Origin of the sequence: Flavobacterium flabelliforme (assembly GCF_017948675.1) — a bacterium.
Classification (GTDB): Bacteria; Bacteroidota; Bacteroidia; order Flavobacteriales; family Flavobacteriaceae; genus Flavobacterium; species Flavobacterium pygoscelis.
Map to the genome: position 1 here is coordinate 386,910 of NZ_JAGFBU010000002.1, position 14,775 is coordinate 401,684.

The 14,775-nt window shown below is 27.7% G+C and carries 10 protein-coding genes; all 10 read right to left on the bottom strand.

All coding sequences use genetic code 11. The annotated features are described in order from the left end of the window. Window positions 1-13: 13 nt before the first annotated feature. Entirely contained in the window at window positions 14-160 is a 147-nt protein-coding gene (locus J3S90_RS08060) for a hypothetical protein (protein WP_170151315.1), read from the bottom strand. Beyond that, window positions 147-731 carry a zeta toxin family protein gene (locus tag J3S90_RS08065; RefSeq protein ID WP_210645754.1) on the bottom strand — a complete coding sequence of 195 codons (585 nt, stop codon included), beginning with the start codon at window positions 729-731 and terminating at the stop codon, window positions 147-149. Before J3S90_RS08065 ends, J3S90_RS08060 begins: the two co-directional genes overlap by 14 nt. A gap of 252 nt (window positions 732-983) precedes the next feature. Then, window positions 984-1,382: an inner membrane protein YiaA gene (yiaA, locus tag J3S90_RS08070; RefSeq protein WP_210645755.1), complete on the bottom strand. Its 399-nt coding sequence runs from the start codon at window positions 1,380-1,382 to the stop codon at window positions 984-986. Between the two features lie 875 nt (window positions 1,383-2,257). Next, window positions 2,258-2,866, bottom strand: a complete 609-nt coding sequence (locus J3S90_RS08075) for a YkgJ family cysteine cluster protein (protein ID WP_210645756.1) — start codon at window positions 2,864-2,866, stop codon at window positions 2,258-2,260. A 97-nt stretch (window positions 2,867-2,963) separates the two neighbouring features. Next, the gene (locus J3S90_RS08080) at window positions 2,964-3,263 is read right to left on the bottom strand and encodes a DUF3427 domain-containing protein (RefSeq protein WP_210645757.1); all 300 of its coding nucleotides are present in this window, start codon (window positions 3,261-3,263) and stop codon (window positions 2,964-2,966) included. Window positions 3,264-3,276: 13 nt separating this feature from the next. Then, window positions 3,277-4,383, bottom strand: a complete 1,107-nt coding sequence (locus J3S90_RS08085; RefSeq protein ID WP_210645758.1) for a hypothetical protein — start codon at window positions 4,381-4,383, stop codon at window positions 3,277-3,279. Beyond that, window positions 4,380-6,473: a DUF1998 domain-containing protein gene (gene drmB, locus J3S90_RS08090; RefSeq protein ID WP_210645759.1), complete on the bottom strand. Its 2,094-nt coding sequence runs from the start codon at window positions 6,471-6,473 to the stop codon at window positions 4,380-4,382. The genes J3S90_RS08085 and drmB overlap by 4 nt, the downstream gene beginning before the upstream one ends. A gap of 4 nt (window positions 6,474-6,477) precedes the next feature. Further along, window positions 6,478-10,761 carry a helicase-related protein gene (locus J3S90_RS08095; RefSeq protein WP_210645760.1) on the bottom strand — a complete coding sequence of 1,428 codons (4,284 nt, stop codon included), beginning with the start codon at window positions 10,759-10,761 and terminating at the stop codon, window positions 6,478-6,480. Continuing rightward, window positions 10,761-13,115 (bottom strand): hypothetical protein, encoded by a 2,355-nt coding sequence (locus tag J3S90_RS08100; RefSeq protein WP_210645761.1) that lies wholly within the window; start codon window positions 13,113-13,115, stop codon window positions 10,761-10,763. The genes J3S90_RS08095 and J3S90_RS08100 overlap by 1 nt, the downstream gene beginning before the upstream one ends. Continuing rightward, window positions 13,106-14,773: an NERD domain-containing protein gene (locus J3S90_RS08105; RefSeq protein WP_210645762.1), complete on the bottom strand. Its 1,668-nt coding sequence runs from the start codon at window positions 14,771-14,773 to the stop codon at window positions 13,106-13,108. The genes J3S90_RS08100 and J3S90_RS08105 overlap by 10 nt, the downstream gene beginning before the upstream one ends. Window positions 14,774-14,775: the final 2 nt, after the last annotated feature.

The following is a 14,775-nucleotide window of genomic DNA, read 5'->3' on the forward strand; positions in this document are numbered from 1 at the left end:
CTTTTTGCATTTATTATGGTTTTACTCTAACTATTTTATTATCCTTAAGAATGACTAGTTCACTATTTGATTTCTTTTTGAATTCGATTAATTTTTCATATACTTTGCTCATTCCATCAATTATTTTTTGTTGGTTCAGCGATCTCTTATATTCTTTCATTCCAATTTTTTTTTAAGTTATTGAATTTAATAGGACTTAAAATTTTCATTTCACTAACGACAGATTTTTCAGCAATTAACTCCGGTACTCCAAATGAATTATCAAAAATAAGTAGTTCGTCCGCAATATCAACATAAATTTCAAAAAGATTTTTAATACCGTTTTTATATCTTCTTTTTATAACGTCTGTATCGATGTTGTGACCACCTTCAAGAACTCGTGTTCTGACTCTTTCAATTGCTAAATCTACATTTTCTAACCAAAAAAACAAAAGAGTTACATTATAGTTTTGCTTTTTTGCCTTTATAATTTTTCCTCTATAGCTTTTAGTAGCTAGAGTAGTTTCAAAAGCAAATGTTTGTTCTGCATCTAGTAGTTCATTGATTCTTTTTATCATTATTCTTCCGGCTTCAAAGGCAACTTTCTCAGGTTGAAAAGGAGATAAACCTTTGGCAATTTCATCAGCGTTTACAAATTCTTTACACCTTAATATATCAGGTAAAATCGTAAACGAAGCAGTTGTTTTGCCCGCTCCATTGCAACCTGCTATTATGTAAAGTTTCTTGTTCATTTATCAAAGATAATTCATTTTGAGTTCTGATTAATGAATCAATTTTTATTAAAAAAATCAACAGGAAAAAGCATTTTGTTTATTGACGACTTAAAAGACGATCAATTCTACGAATTGTACTCTAGAAGAAAAATGTATTTGAGTAAGTAATACTTGGATTATATATATATCGAAAAAGCCCCTTGATTGGGGCTTTTTGTTTTTTCTAAATCAGTTTTATCTGCGCTGGTATTCTTATTAGGAATAAGCTATTTATTGTTTTGGTTCTGTAATTGTCATATTATCTCTTGTGTTTTTTTGAACTGCAATCGCTCCAAAAATCGCCAATAAAAATGCAAAACCATAAAATCCTTTTTCACTTGGTAATAAAGTTGCGTTCCATAGTCCAACGATTAATAACACGATAGATAAAATTGTTCCAAACCAACAAATACCATAATAAATATCGGTTACAGGAAAGCCTTCAATTCTATCTCTAACACTTTTTTGAAGTGATATTACTGAAAAAAGACCAAACATTAGAACTGTAAAATAGTAGCCTATTTCATTTAGTAACATTTCTGAACGCCATAGTCCAACTAAGTAACCGATCATTCCCGCCCCTAAGGCCACCCAAGAAGCTGCTACGAAAGCATTTGAAGTTTTTTGCATTGTTTTTATTTATTTAATATGTGAATTATTATCTGTTGCTACAATTATTGCAAAGCTTAGTTTTTAGTAAATGAGGTTTTTTATCTGTTTCTTTTAAATCTTTTGTTACCTGCTGCATTACATAATTGAATGCAAAAAGATTACTTTGAACTTTTAAAAGCAAAAAAGTAAAGCCACTTAAAATTTTTCTAAGGCTTATTTTTTTGGGTAAATATAGTCGATTTATCGTACAAAAATAAATTTTTAAATAATTTCTTAAAACTCATTGATTTGAATTTATTTATCCAAAAAACTATAGGCCTAACTAACTTTTAATTCAGAAATTTCATGAGTTATATCATCCTATTTACGCATGTTTTAAAATGTAAACAAAGTATTAGGACCAGAAATGAAATCAACAGGAAAAAGCATCTTGTTTATTGACGACTTAAAAGACGATCAATTCTACGAATTATACTCTAGAAGAAAAATGTATTTGAGTAAATAATACTTGAATTATATATATCGAAAAAGCCCCGTTTGGGGCTTTTTTTGTTGGTTGAAACTATATGATTTTGTTTTATGACGTATTCAACAGTAGTTTTTAATGAAATAATTATTTAGAACTAATAGCAGTTTTTCAGTTATTTCAGCCAAATAATAGAATTCAATTTATAGGTAAACATCACCCTTAGTTTGTCACGCTGGAAGCGTCTCAACAAACATGAGCAACTTTGCTGCTAAAGCTCTAGCGAAGAAAATTGTACAATGAATTGTTAGTTAGAGTTTTTGCATTATGGTTTTTTACGTCTAATTGCAATACTGTTTTGCATTTTTAACCATTAAGTGATTTAAGTAAAATTAAAACTTAAACAAACTTAACTTTGTTATTGCTTTTAAGCACTATTTCCTAGACCATTTGGTAACGGTCTGTACGCGTAATAATGCAAGACTTCTTCTATGGCTGTTGCCAAAGCTTGGTTTATAGGAAGTAGCGTAGTAGCGAGTCTATTGTCTATTTGTGACAGTTGCATATAATAATCTGTAAAAACAGGAACGTAAAGTCCTTTACTGATCGCTTCTTCGGCGGTGTTGTAGTTTTCTTGTTGGCCTTCTTTAATTATCTTACAAGTGGCTAAACGGAGCTGTCCATATTTATCTCTACTGGCTGCATATCCAAAAAGTCTACAAATTAATCCTCTATAGCGATAGTCGCTACAACTTCCCATATTTCTATCAATAAAAGAAATCGGACGATATAAATGGCAGTTGGAATCTGATTTTTGTTGGAGTTGCATCAACATATCTTCGGCTTCTCCATTTAAAAATAAATGAAATGCCCACGGTAAAAACTCTAATGGCGAGGCATCTATTTCTGGAGTCGAACAACACTTACCGCATCCAGCAATACAATGCAAATGTGTTTCTGACTGGAATACAGCAATTTCTTTTTCAAGACGGTCGAACAACTCTTCAACCAATCGAACCTTATGCTCTATAGCCATTATTTTCTTTGTAAGGTAGTTTATTCTAATCCCTTACAGAGAAAATGAGGTTTTTTGTGATAAATTTATTTTTTGTGGAGAAGATTGGATTTTAAAATTATCCTACAGACATTTTAGCAGATTCCTTCCATAGATAATTTGGAATGGGTTCATTTAATTGCCATTTTATGTTCATTGGTTTTGAACCTTCTGATTCTATAAATTTTGCTTCGCCGATAAAAACGTAACCCATTATATTGTTAAATTGATTTTTCGAATGTTCCCTAATGAATAATAAAATTCTTTTTCCAAGTTTTTGATGATTAATGTAAGTCAATCCTTTACCTAAATCATCTCTCGTTTGATTTTGTGATTGCCAATGAAATAAAATTTCACTAATTGCATAGTCATCATACATTGGAGCTTGTAATTCAATAAGTTTTCATTTCAAAAAAATAATTAATTCGAATATAAAATTCAATTAATTTTTGACTGTCATTTGTGGACAGTAAATAATTTTCATTAAAATAATTTATGTCATTACTATTTGGAATGTATTCATTTGAAAATCTATTCTTAATAATTTCAAAAATCAATTTTTGAATTGATTCATCTGAATCAAAATATTTTTTAAAAAGCTCTTTATTAGAAAGTTTATCATAATTAACTAAATATTTACATGATTGTTCTAGTAATAAATTAAATTCATTCAACTTTTTCCCATATCCTGGCATTTTTGAGTTTCTTAAAGTGAATTCGTTTTCTAAAAATGGAGGTAGATTAATATTAAAAAGTAAAGAGTCAAGAATCAGATATAATTCATTTAAAACTATTTTGAAATTTATTTTCAAATTTTGAAGTTCTTTTTTTAAAGTTGAAATTAAATCATTTAATAATACAACACCTTTTATCTCATTATAAGGACTTGAATATTTTGTATTCCAAAATTTAGCGTAATGAAATAATACTAGCTTAATTTCAAATTCTGTATTACTTTCAATTAATTTTAATCCTATCCATTCCGTTAGTTTTTTTACTATTGGATTTCGATTAACACTTTCTTCTAACCAATCGTTGTTTGTTAAATTTAATTGTTCAGTTAAAATAATTTGGGTTAGATTTCCATTGTTTTTTATTGAATCTAAAATCAAAAATTTATCTTGGAAATCAATTGGTTTGTTTTTAATTAATTGTTCACTAATGACAGATAGTAATTGTTTATTAGAATCTTCAAAGTAAATGGAGTATAAAATTGATTCAAATTCAAAATCTTTTAATAAATCTATAACTTCTAAATAATCTCTTGTTTTATTTTGTAACTCATTTTGAGATGAAGTAAATAAGTTAAAATCTTCATTGTTAAAATCATCATTTTCAAGTTCTTCTTCAGAGCTTTTTAAATACTCTTTTAATCTTTTTAAGGTGTCTTTTTTTAAATATGTATTATAATGAAATATCTTCTGCTCTAAAGACATTCCTCTCATATCACTATGAAACTTGATTTTAATGAAATTCTCATTTTTAGAAAAAAAACTCATTTTATTAATTCTTTAAAGAAACCATTATTTTCATCTACTAAAATTCTTCTATCTAAATAAATATTTCTGTGCTCACAGGATGTTTCACTTACAAGACTGCATGAAAAGCACGATGCAAAATTCAATTCAAATAAACCTTGACCATCAGATTCCCAACACAAAGGATCACTATTACATATAGTTGATCTTATCAATGCACTTTGAATTAAATTTAATAAGTTTTGTGGTCTAGTTTGCGCAATAAGTCCTCCCATACTTCCTTCAGCTCCTTCAGCTGTGTATATCATGCAACCATACATTTTGTATTTTTCATCATTTGAGACATAAATTCTTTCGGACAAAGATGCTGTTGGATAACCACATTTGAATTCTAATTCTCGCATAATTAAATGAGCAAAAGTATGTACTAGATATAACTGCCAATTATTCTCTAATCCATATTTAATAGCACCTTCTGAAAAAGTATCGCTCTTTTGATGTAATTCATATAAATTTTCGTTTACTGATTCTATTCCTTTGGAATTTGAAAATTTATTAATTAGTTCTTCATTAAAAGAAAAAAAGATTCCCTCTCCGTAATTTTCAACTACCGGATATACGCGAACACTATCAGGTTTAGAGCTAAAAATATTTTTCGAGCTAATATTATCGGCATCAGAATCTAAAGGAACAACTCTTGAAAAATCAAGTTGAGCTGAAGTAATTTTCATATTATCTATTCTAAGTATTCTTGAAAAATACTTCTCTAAGTCTGAACCACTAATGTTTGCAGTTACATCTTTTACTTTTAAATGCTCAACTTTATCAACATTTATTTCATCTTCATCTTTTAGTGCTAAAGCTTTATATTCTTCGAAGCGATATCGTATATCTTTTTCAGAATCTTGAATTTCTTCAACTAAAGAATTATTTTGAATTTCAGTCTTTAGCGAAGTGATTATACTATTTATTCTCATTGCCTCTTCGAAATTTTTATCATCCATAGCTAATTCCAAATCACTTTCAAGAGAATTCAAGCTTAATGTTTTTTCATCTAAGAATAATTCGTCAGGCATATATATACTAGAAAGCATTCTAGAATAGTATAAATTATTTCCTGTTGTTAAGGCAACCTTCATCGCTTTCGTTGATGAACAATTTTCTAATGGAGGCATTTTAGACCTTGAATTAGAATTGCCAGAATGATATTTAAGTTCACCATTATTAGATGTTATGGCTTCCCATGGTTTGTGTCCTGAGCATTTAATTTTCACACTCATCAATCCTTTTAATGAGGTTTGCCTACCACAGTTTTCACACTTTAACCATTTGCCATCGAACCCTGATGCATTAGCTGTACTTGAAGTAATTTTAATTACGGCAGTACTAGTGTCATCTGAACCACAACATGGTTGTGATTTAAATAATTCAATAGATTTTTCAGAATTTATTTCCATAGGAGAATCTGTCCTCCATCTTAAAAATTTTGACCATGGAAAATCACTGATATGACCATGATCACATATTAGGACAATATTATCTTGAGTTAAATTTGCTATACTATTTTCAGTATTATGTTTTGGAGGAAAGAATTTTGCTCCATATTGATCATCATTTTTCTTGTTTTTACACCATTCATTATACCATTCTTTGTAAAACTTGTAGCGTTTACTTTTATCGAAAAATACTTTTGGCATAAAAGAACTATTAATTGCTAATTCATTTCCACTATTTTTAATTTTATTAGAAAAATCTTGAACAGCGATATCAGGAATAAGAACTAAATATTTTAATTCAGTTAACCCTTTTCTATTTATTAAAGACTCAAGTAATCTGGCGTCATTTGAAATACCTATATTGCCGTTTCTCTCTAGTCTTGCTTGTTTTACAACATAATCCTTTATATTCTTTTCTTTTACTCCTGTATCAACTGCATCCTTTTGAATATCCAGTATTTTTTTTAAAAAACCCCATTCTTCGATACATGAAATAATGATACTACCATATGCAGTATGTACAATTGAACCAGGGCCACCATAAGCTGATAAAAGTTTAAATTTACTTATGGCTTCATTTGCTTGTGTATTTTCAAAATATTGTTTTGCTGCCATATTTTTATTGTTGAACTGTTTTTATTACTACTGATGGGTCAATTTCTCTTAATGAATAACCTACCTTCCAGTGATCAGGATAATTATTATCACTTAATCTAATAAATAAAGAATTCAAATTCATATCTTTCTTATAAAAGGATAATTCAGGAATAGGTTCACTACCTTGTAATCTTATAAACCAATTATTTAAAAGCCTTTCAACTTTATTATTTAAATCTATCAACTCTTCCTCAGATATAATACCATCAACACTTGATTTTACATTATGAGTTCTTGATTTTAAATAATTGTCTAGTTTAATTGCATTGGTTTCAATTTCAATAATTTGATTAATAATTATCGCTTTGATTTGATTAATTTTAATATTGCTAATATTACACGCATCTGCATTGTTCATTAGCATCAAAGTCTCATCATGTCTAATCATAACTGATAAAAACATTGCTAGGTATCTTTCCATTGCTTTACTTGCAAATGGAGTAACTGAAATTGGTTCTACATAACTGTAAAATTTCTCGTGAAATTCTTTGTATTTTTGATAGTGTGAAATGTCTCTAGATCTAAATGGATGATGAACAGTAAATACAATTCCTTCTTTACTTCTTGCAACCCTACTTGAAGCTTGGATATATTCTGCAATATTTCTGGGCATTGAACTTATTATCATTGTATTGAATCTTGATACATCAATACCAACCGAAATCATATTTGTAGATATCACAAACTCTGGAGGATTATTAGAATTTAATTTTAATGTATTACCATCATTTGAAATTAGACTCCATTTTTTTTCAATGTTTGACAGATTAGACTTTACATCTTCACCTGTCAATCTTCCAGTAAGTTCTGAATAATCAATGTTACTTTCGTTTCTAATTAGCTTATCTAAAAAGCTCCATAAGACAGTATTTTTTGTAACAAAATTTACATCTCCGGGTAAATAATGACTTAATTGTGATTGTGTCTTACCAACATCTTTTAGACTATTAAAATAAGATAAAACAGTATGATAATAATCAAACACATCTTTATGCTCGTTTATTAACTCAGGTTTTTCAAATATTTCATCATTTGTATAACACTCCTTAAGATATTTTAATCTATGCGTAAGTGAAATTGATGCTATCCTTAATTGCATCCAAACTTGTGTTTTACCAACAGGTAAAATCCCTAGATATTTTCGATTTGAAATATATTTTTCATCATTATTTTCATCGATATATCTTTCATAATATGCAAAAAACGAATCGTCTGATACTATTCCTTGTTTTGGAAATATTTCAGATCGTCTATTAAATAGAGCAAATATTTGTTTATCTGTATTTCTTGTAGTTGCTGTAGAAGTAACTATTTTAGGTTTTATACCATTTTCTGTACATAAGTAATCTATACTTTTTTCAAAAAGTCCTACAGCTGACCCTAAAGGGCCAAGTAAAAGATGTAACTCATCCTGTATTATTAGTTCTGGTGGTAAAGTGTCATGATTGTATCCTTTTCCAAATAATCTCCTAGAATCTTTATTTCTTTCTGAAGTATTTGTGGTTACATTATTTGCTAAAGCAGCAAATTTATCTACCGTCCCAAAAAGTAGTGTCGGAGGGTACTTATAAATATCCTCATCAAATAATCTTAAAGGTAGGCTAAATTCATTGCTAGGTCTATTTCTTCCCATCCCCTTGAAAGTACAGGATGAATTATTGCAACAAATGTTTAATTGATCATTTATTCCATAATTATTTCGTGAAGGTTTACTAGTATGAGAAACATTACTTAATTCTTTATCAATAAATAAATCGCTGCCACACCATGGGCATTCAGTAAATGGTATATTTGTACTCACTTTTTTGCCGCCTTCAATACAAGCTGCTATTTTCTCAAGTTCTTTCTCCATGCTTGTATCGCTAGAATTACCTGTTCCTTTCCATTGATTAGGCAATGAGCCAGAACCAACAAATAAACCAATTGTAATTCTCGAAACACCTAGACTATAAGAATTAGGTATTGAAAAACTATCTTTACGGATGGCTTCTAATGCGCAAATTAACATAGTTGCTCTTTGAAACTGTTGCAATGTTAACAACCTCAATGTATAACGCATTAAAACGGTTGTTCCAGTACCTCTTTCACCATTGGTAAAACGTCTATATCCAATAACGAATGCAATTATCCCTAAATAGGCTTCTGTTTTACCCCCTCCAGTTGGAAACCAAACTAAATCTGCTATCTCATTTCTTTCAGGCCAACCATTGGAAAATATGTTTTCAACAGTTTTGTCGTCTAGATCTGGTCTAACAAATGCATCAATGTTTAGTAGAATAAAAGTAATTTGAAATGAACGCCATTTATAATCATTTCCTCCAAGATTTATATTTTTATAAAATTCTTCTGTATTTGAAGTAGGAGTAAAGGGTTTCTTAATACTATGATGTAATTGCATAAACATAGCTGTATTCATTAGCCTGAATGCAGCCATTGCTTTCGAATCATTACTAATTAATTTAATGTTCCTTAATAATCTTATATAATCTTTATCACAAGCTAATAGTTGTTTCTTTAAGAGTTCCTTTTCTTCTCCTTTAAGTAAATTTTCATTATTAAGATTCTTTTGTTTCTCTTCAATCCAAATTTTGTATTCATTCACAAAATCTTTTAAACCCTGTAAAACATCACTATCCGTAACGTCGGATAAAGTTGAAAGGTATTGCATAGATAAAATAGAATCATTTTCAATTCTTGAAACTATTTTTCCATTAACAATTTTACTTGGTTTAAAATCTACTTTTGGCGTTTCTTGCTCTGGAAGAAATTCTGTTGTTATAAACTTACATTTGTTAACATTACCCCAATTTACAGATGTGTTGTATCCTTCACCAAAGTCATGGAAATTTCTGTATAGTAGCTTATTAAAGTTATCTTCTTCATCAAAATCTAATAATTGAGGAGGATTATATTGCTTTAGTGTATTTTCTTTAATCTCGTCAACTTTTAATTGAATACCAAAATATGCCTTTAAGTTTGCTTCATCTTTTTTGTTTAATTGAGGAGGCTCATTTTCCTTAAGAATAATATTTGCCTTATTAATCAATAATATCTTAACAAATATTTCTTCATTTTTACGAATATATTGTACCGAATATATTAAATCTGAAACCTCTTTAATGTTATTATCGATAACTTGATTATTTAATCTAAATATTTTACTGGTTCCATCATGTTTTGGTAAAGAGATTGAAATGTTTTCAAAAGTTTTTGCCTCCCAAATTGGAGAAGAATTTCTTGGTTTATATACAGATTTTAAATCCGTTACATAATTTTTTAACTGATTGAATATTTCAATTTCCTTTATAAGTTTTTTATAATATGAATAATTAGATAAATCTTCTTTTAGTTTACTTTTAATATAATTAATTATGCTGTTATCATAAAGTGAAGCTACATTTTTATATTCATTACCGCTATAATTTATTGATTCTGAAATTGAATAAAACTGCAAATCATAATCACCTTTAATACCATAATATATAACACCATTTTTTTGTTTTAGTTCGACTATTTCTGTTTTGAAAACATCACCTATAGTTTTTAAAAGAGTTGCTTGGAAATAATTATTTAAATGAATATAATCTACATCATAAATATTATTCTTATTAATTTCTTGATTAAGACATATAAAAAGGTTGTTATTTTTTCTAATTGATGTAAATAAGGGTTTAAAGTAATTCTCAATTGCAATTTCAATTTCATTATCATATTCAGAAACTATACAAGATAGTTTACTGCTAAAACATTCCTTTTTATTTATATTATGATATTTTCTAAATGAAACACTCACGGTCAAATCATCTTGCAAATTAGTTTCTTTACCTACAACAAATGAGAGACCAAATGAATTGGGATAGTTCTGTTGTTTACTAACTAAACTTTCCTCAGTATTGTCAATATTTCTATCATCATCTCCACCCTTTTCTATATCCTCTGTATCTGGATTTTCTCCATCAATATCCGATTCTGAAAATTTCTCTTTGAGTTGTGTTTCCGATCCTTTTGACACCCTTGTTTCAGGAAAAAGAATTGCAGAACTATATTGATAAGCAGGAACCTCAGCTAAAACCTCACTCTTGTTATCTATTGGATTTACATTTTTGACTTTAAAGTCAATTCCGTTAAATTCACTTGTATCCCATTTTTCTATAAAGAAAAAGCGGTTGTTAAAAGCACCAGGTCCAATTATCTGCTCACGAACAAATAACTCAAGACTATTTCTTTTTTTTCTAAAATCATTCATCAATTTAAATTTTTAATTTCTTTTACTTCTTGAAAATTTATTTCATTTGTCAAAGAAGATAGAATTGATTTTGCTATTTCTTTTGTGTTAATTTCTTCATCGTTTTCGAATATTGAAATATTATTTTCAATATATATAGAAGCTTTTGATATTAAATCAGGGTTTTCAATCTCACTTAAATAATTGTTTTTCAAACACAAATCATATATTTGTTTGTATATTTTTTTTATTTCATTCAAATGTTTTCTTCCATAATGGGCAATCCATGCTTGAAACATATCATTTGAATTAATTCCTAAAAATTCACAAATGATTTTCCAGTGCTCTTTTTTCTTTGGAAGAATAAATTTATCCAAACTAAAGTCCTTTGAATCAATTACATATTTTTGGTTAAAATATCTACTATGGATATATTCTAGACCTAATTTGTCTAGAGTATTATAGACATTGTCATACTTTGATAATTGTATTTGAAATTCGATTACTGAATCAGGTACTTTACTAAGTTTGTCTACTAATTTATCTCTACTTATTGCGGAACTGACTTCACTTTGTAATATAAAATCATCACCAATATTTAATTGAGAAATACAACTTGAAATAAGAGTGTTTTTTCTAATTAAAATAGTAGTATTTCCTTTTTCAACATATTCTATACCTTGAATGGTATGTATTATATACTCCTTATTATCACTTTCTTTTTTTACTTTGTTATTGAACTCGATTTCTTCATCATTATAAAAAATAATATCCTCACCTTCAATATTTACATTTTCAATTTCAATTTCAATATTCTCTTGCTTGTATTTCTTTCTGTAATTTATTATATCTTTTTTTATATTTTGAATTAATTCTAACTTAGATTTTTGATATTTTTCTTTGTTGTTAGAAAATTGAGCATCAGTATCTTCTCTAATAGGATTCAATAATGGTTCATACTGATAATTTAAAATATGGTATTTTATCCAAGGCTGATAATTAAAATATATGAAATCAGGAATTATTACATTAAAATCAGATTTTTTTGAAAGTATATTGACTAGATTGATAATGTTAAAGGCATCTAATAATAATATATTTTTTTCATTGAGGTAGTAATCAATTTCGTTATTATCAATAAAAAGTACCCTACTATTTAAATCATGTAAATAGTGTTTAAATGAATTTAATGATTTCTCTAATTTTTTCTTTCGAGTCCCTTTTATATCAGGTAACAATAGTACTGGTTTTTTTATGTCATTTATTAATTGTTTACCCCAGTCCAATTCATGTAATAAATAAATTATTTTTTTTATTTCATTAATTATTGGTTTTTTCGCAACAATAGGATAATCAATTTTAAACATTTCAAACCAGTCCTCTTTTGGGAGTGATGGATTAATGAACAAAAACCAATATTTTGGGAATGGATTAGTAAATTTATTAAATTCATATTCATTCCAATGGACTTTAAAACTACTTAAAATTTCAAATATTTCTAAATTATGATTAGTCTCAAATATTTTAAAATCAGGAATTAATACAGGTAAGTTAGTATTGTTAGGTTTAATCTCCTCTGGTAATAAAATAATATCATGCTCTTGTAAATTATTGTAACAGAAGCGAGAATTAATATTTAAATCAAATTTCTTTTTTCCAATATTTGACAGGTAATCATGAATGTTTTTGTGATAAGGATACTTTAGTGTAATTAGATTTACAATGTCTTGTTTACAAGTTTCATCTTCATATTCAATAACTTCTTCTAAAGACATTTCATAATTATATTTTAAAGTATTAAAAAGAATATACTCATAATGTCTAATTTGTTCTCCAGTATGAATTGATAGACATAAATCAAAATTAAAATCAATTAAAATTGGATGATTTATCAATCTTTGATTACTTATGTTTTTAAATAATTTAAATGTATTATATGTGATACGCCAATGGGAATTTTCAATTTGTTCTTTACGAAATATTGGCAAAAATCTATTTGTTTCAACTACTATATTATCTGACCATATCAAGAAATTACCAGACTTTTTCACAAAGTCAATTGTTGATTTTCCAGAACTAAAATTATTCCTTTTTATATTATAATCAAAGATATTTAAGAGACAGGTACCTTCAAAATCCGAAACTGGATTCTTTTTTAAAAGTCTATAGGTAAGTGAAAATAGACGAACGTAATCGTAAATTATATTTAATAACTTTTCATCATAACTAGGTAAGTAAAGAGTTAATTTTTCTTGGCTTGATATCAAAAAATTATAATACCATTTACCAATCACTTCCAGAATATAAGGTCTATTATCTTGAATTTCTAAAGTCTCAAGAACCACATCATGAATTTTATTAAATATTACTTCCATAATATAATTTTAAGTGAATTCATCGCTCTAGTTGCTCCAATATAATTTTGAACTTTGGTACTGTCATTTAATTCCTTAGTAATTAAATAAACCGATTCGTTTTCTAAACCTCTGTATTTAATAGGGCTGCTATATCTAACTTTATTTGAAGAAATATTAATGTTGGCTTCTGTTAATTCTTCAATATCTCTATAAAAGAATTCACTTACTATTTTTGTAAAATCTTCAATTAAATTGCTATGTATTAGTATGATTTTTTCCGAACTTGTAAAATTTACATCATTTAAAATAAAGCTAAATAATTCTAACTTTTGCTTCAAATCATCAACACAAATCAAGCTGCTTTTATACTTGTTTTTTATTTTTCCATATTCATTATACAATAAGCAATTTGAAATTTCTCCTATTTCTATATTTTGGGCGCAACGATAATTCTCATCAAAATAATAGTGTGTATATCCAATTTCAATAAAGAAATCTGTATACCAAGCTAATTCCTTCAGATTAGATGCAATTGCTTGATCAGGGTCATATAAAACTAAAATCTTAGGTTTGCCTAATTTTGAATTTAATTTCTCGATAAAATCGTATAATCCTTTATCAAAGTATTCCTGTGCCTCATCAAATATTAAAAAATCTATATCCGCTGCAACACTTTCTTGCGTTACTGCATCCGAAAATATTCTGAAACTTATATTGTTAGAGTCTAATTGATAATCATTAAGGATAATATGTTCTAATTTGGATCTAATGAATTTATTTGCACAATAAACAATGCCTTTTTGTTGTTTTAATAAATTTTCAGCTAAAAACTTTATTGCCAATGCTGTCTTCCCAGTGCCAGGAGCTCCTTGTATTATAACATTTTTGTTGCGACTTAAACCTTTTAAAACTTCATAGTTTTCTTTTAAAATTAATTCTGCATTTATTCTATCAGGATTAAAACCGTAAGTGGTTTGTGTTGGGAAAAGTTCAGATTTTAATCGTTTTAATTCTTTTGAACTCAATTCAGGATATTGCTCGTAAGCCTTTTTTGAAATAGCTTCGGCACTTAAATTAGGGAATAGTTCCTTTATCGTTCTAATTCTTGCTTTTCTTCCTAATTCGTTGATAAACTTGAAAAAAATATTTTGAATTGCTCTATCATCCAAACCAGAAATATCTGCTTTTGAAAAGAATATATCTCTATAACCAATTAACTGAGGACTTTTTAAAATGAAACCAGCTTCATGTGGAAGAACTACTGCTCGGTAAACAAAAACAGAAGAATCAATCAGTTTTTTAAAAGTATGGACATATTCTTTAGCTTGAGTAAATGGATTTTGAGTTTCATATTCTTTACCTTCACCTGAAGAGAAATAGCAATCATTTTCGTCAACTCTTAGACCCCCACCTTTTACTTCAATTATTAACAATCCTTGTTTAGAGAGTAAAAGAAAATCAACTTGCCCTTCAACTTTTCTTTTGCTAGATGGATGAGTTGATAAATTATAGTTATGCTTAAAATACCAAATTTCATCCTCAACAAATTTATTTTTATTAAAGGTAAGAAATTGTTCATATAACCAAAGTTCACCAAATAGGGTATTTCCATCTTGATTAATAATGATAGCTTCTAAATTTTGTTTAGCATAATTATCAATAAAATGTATTGGCATAT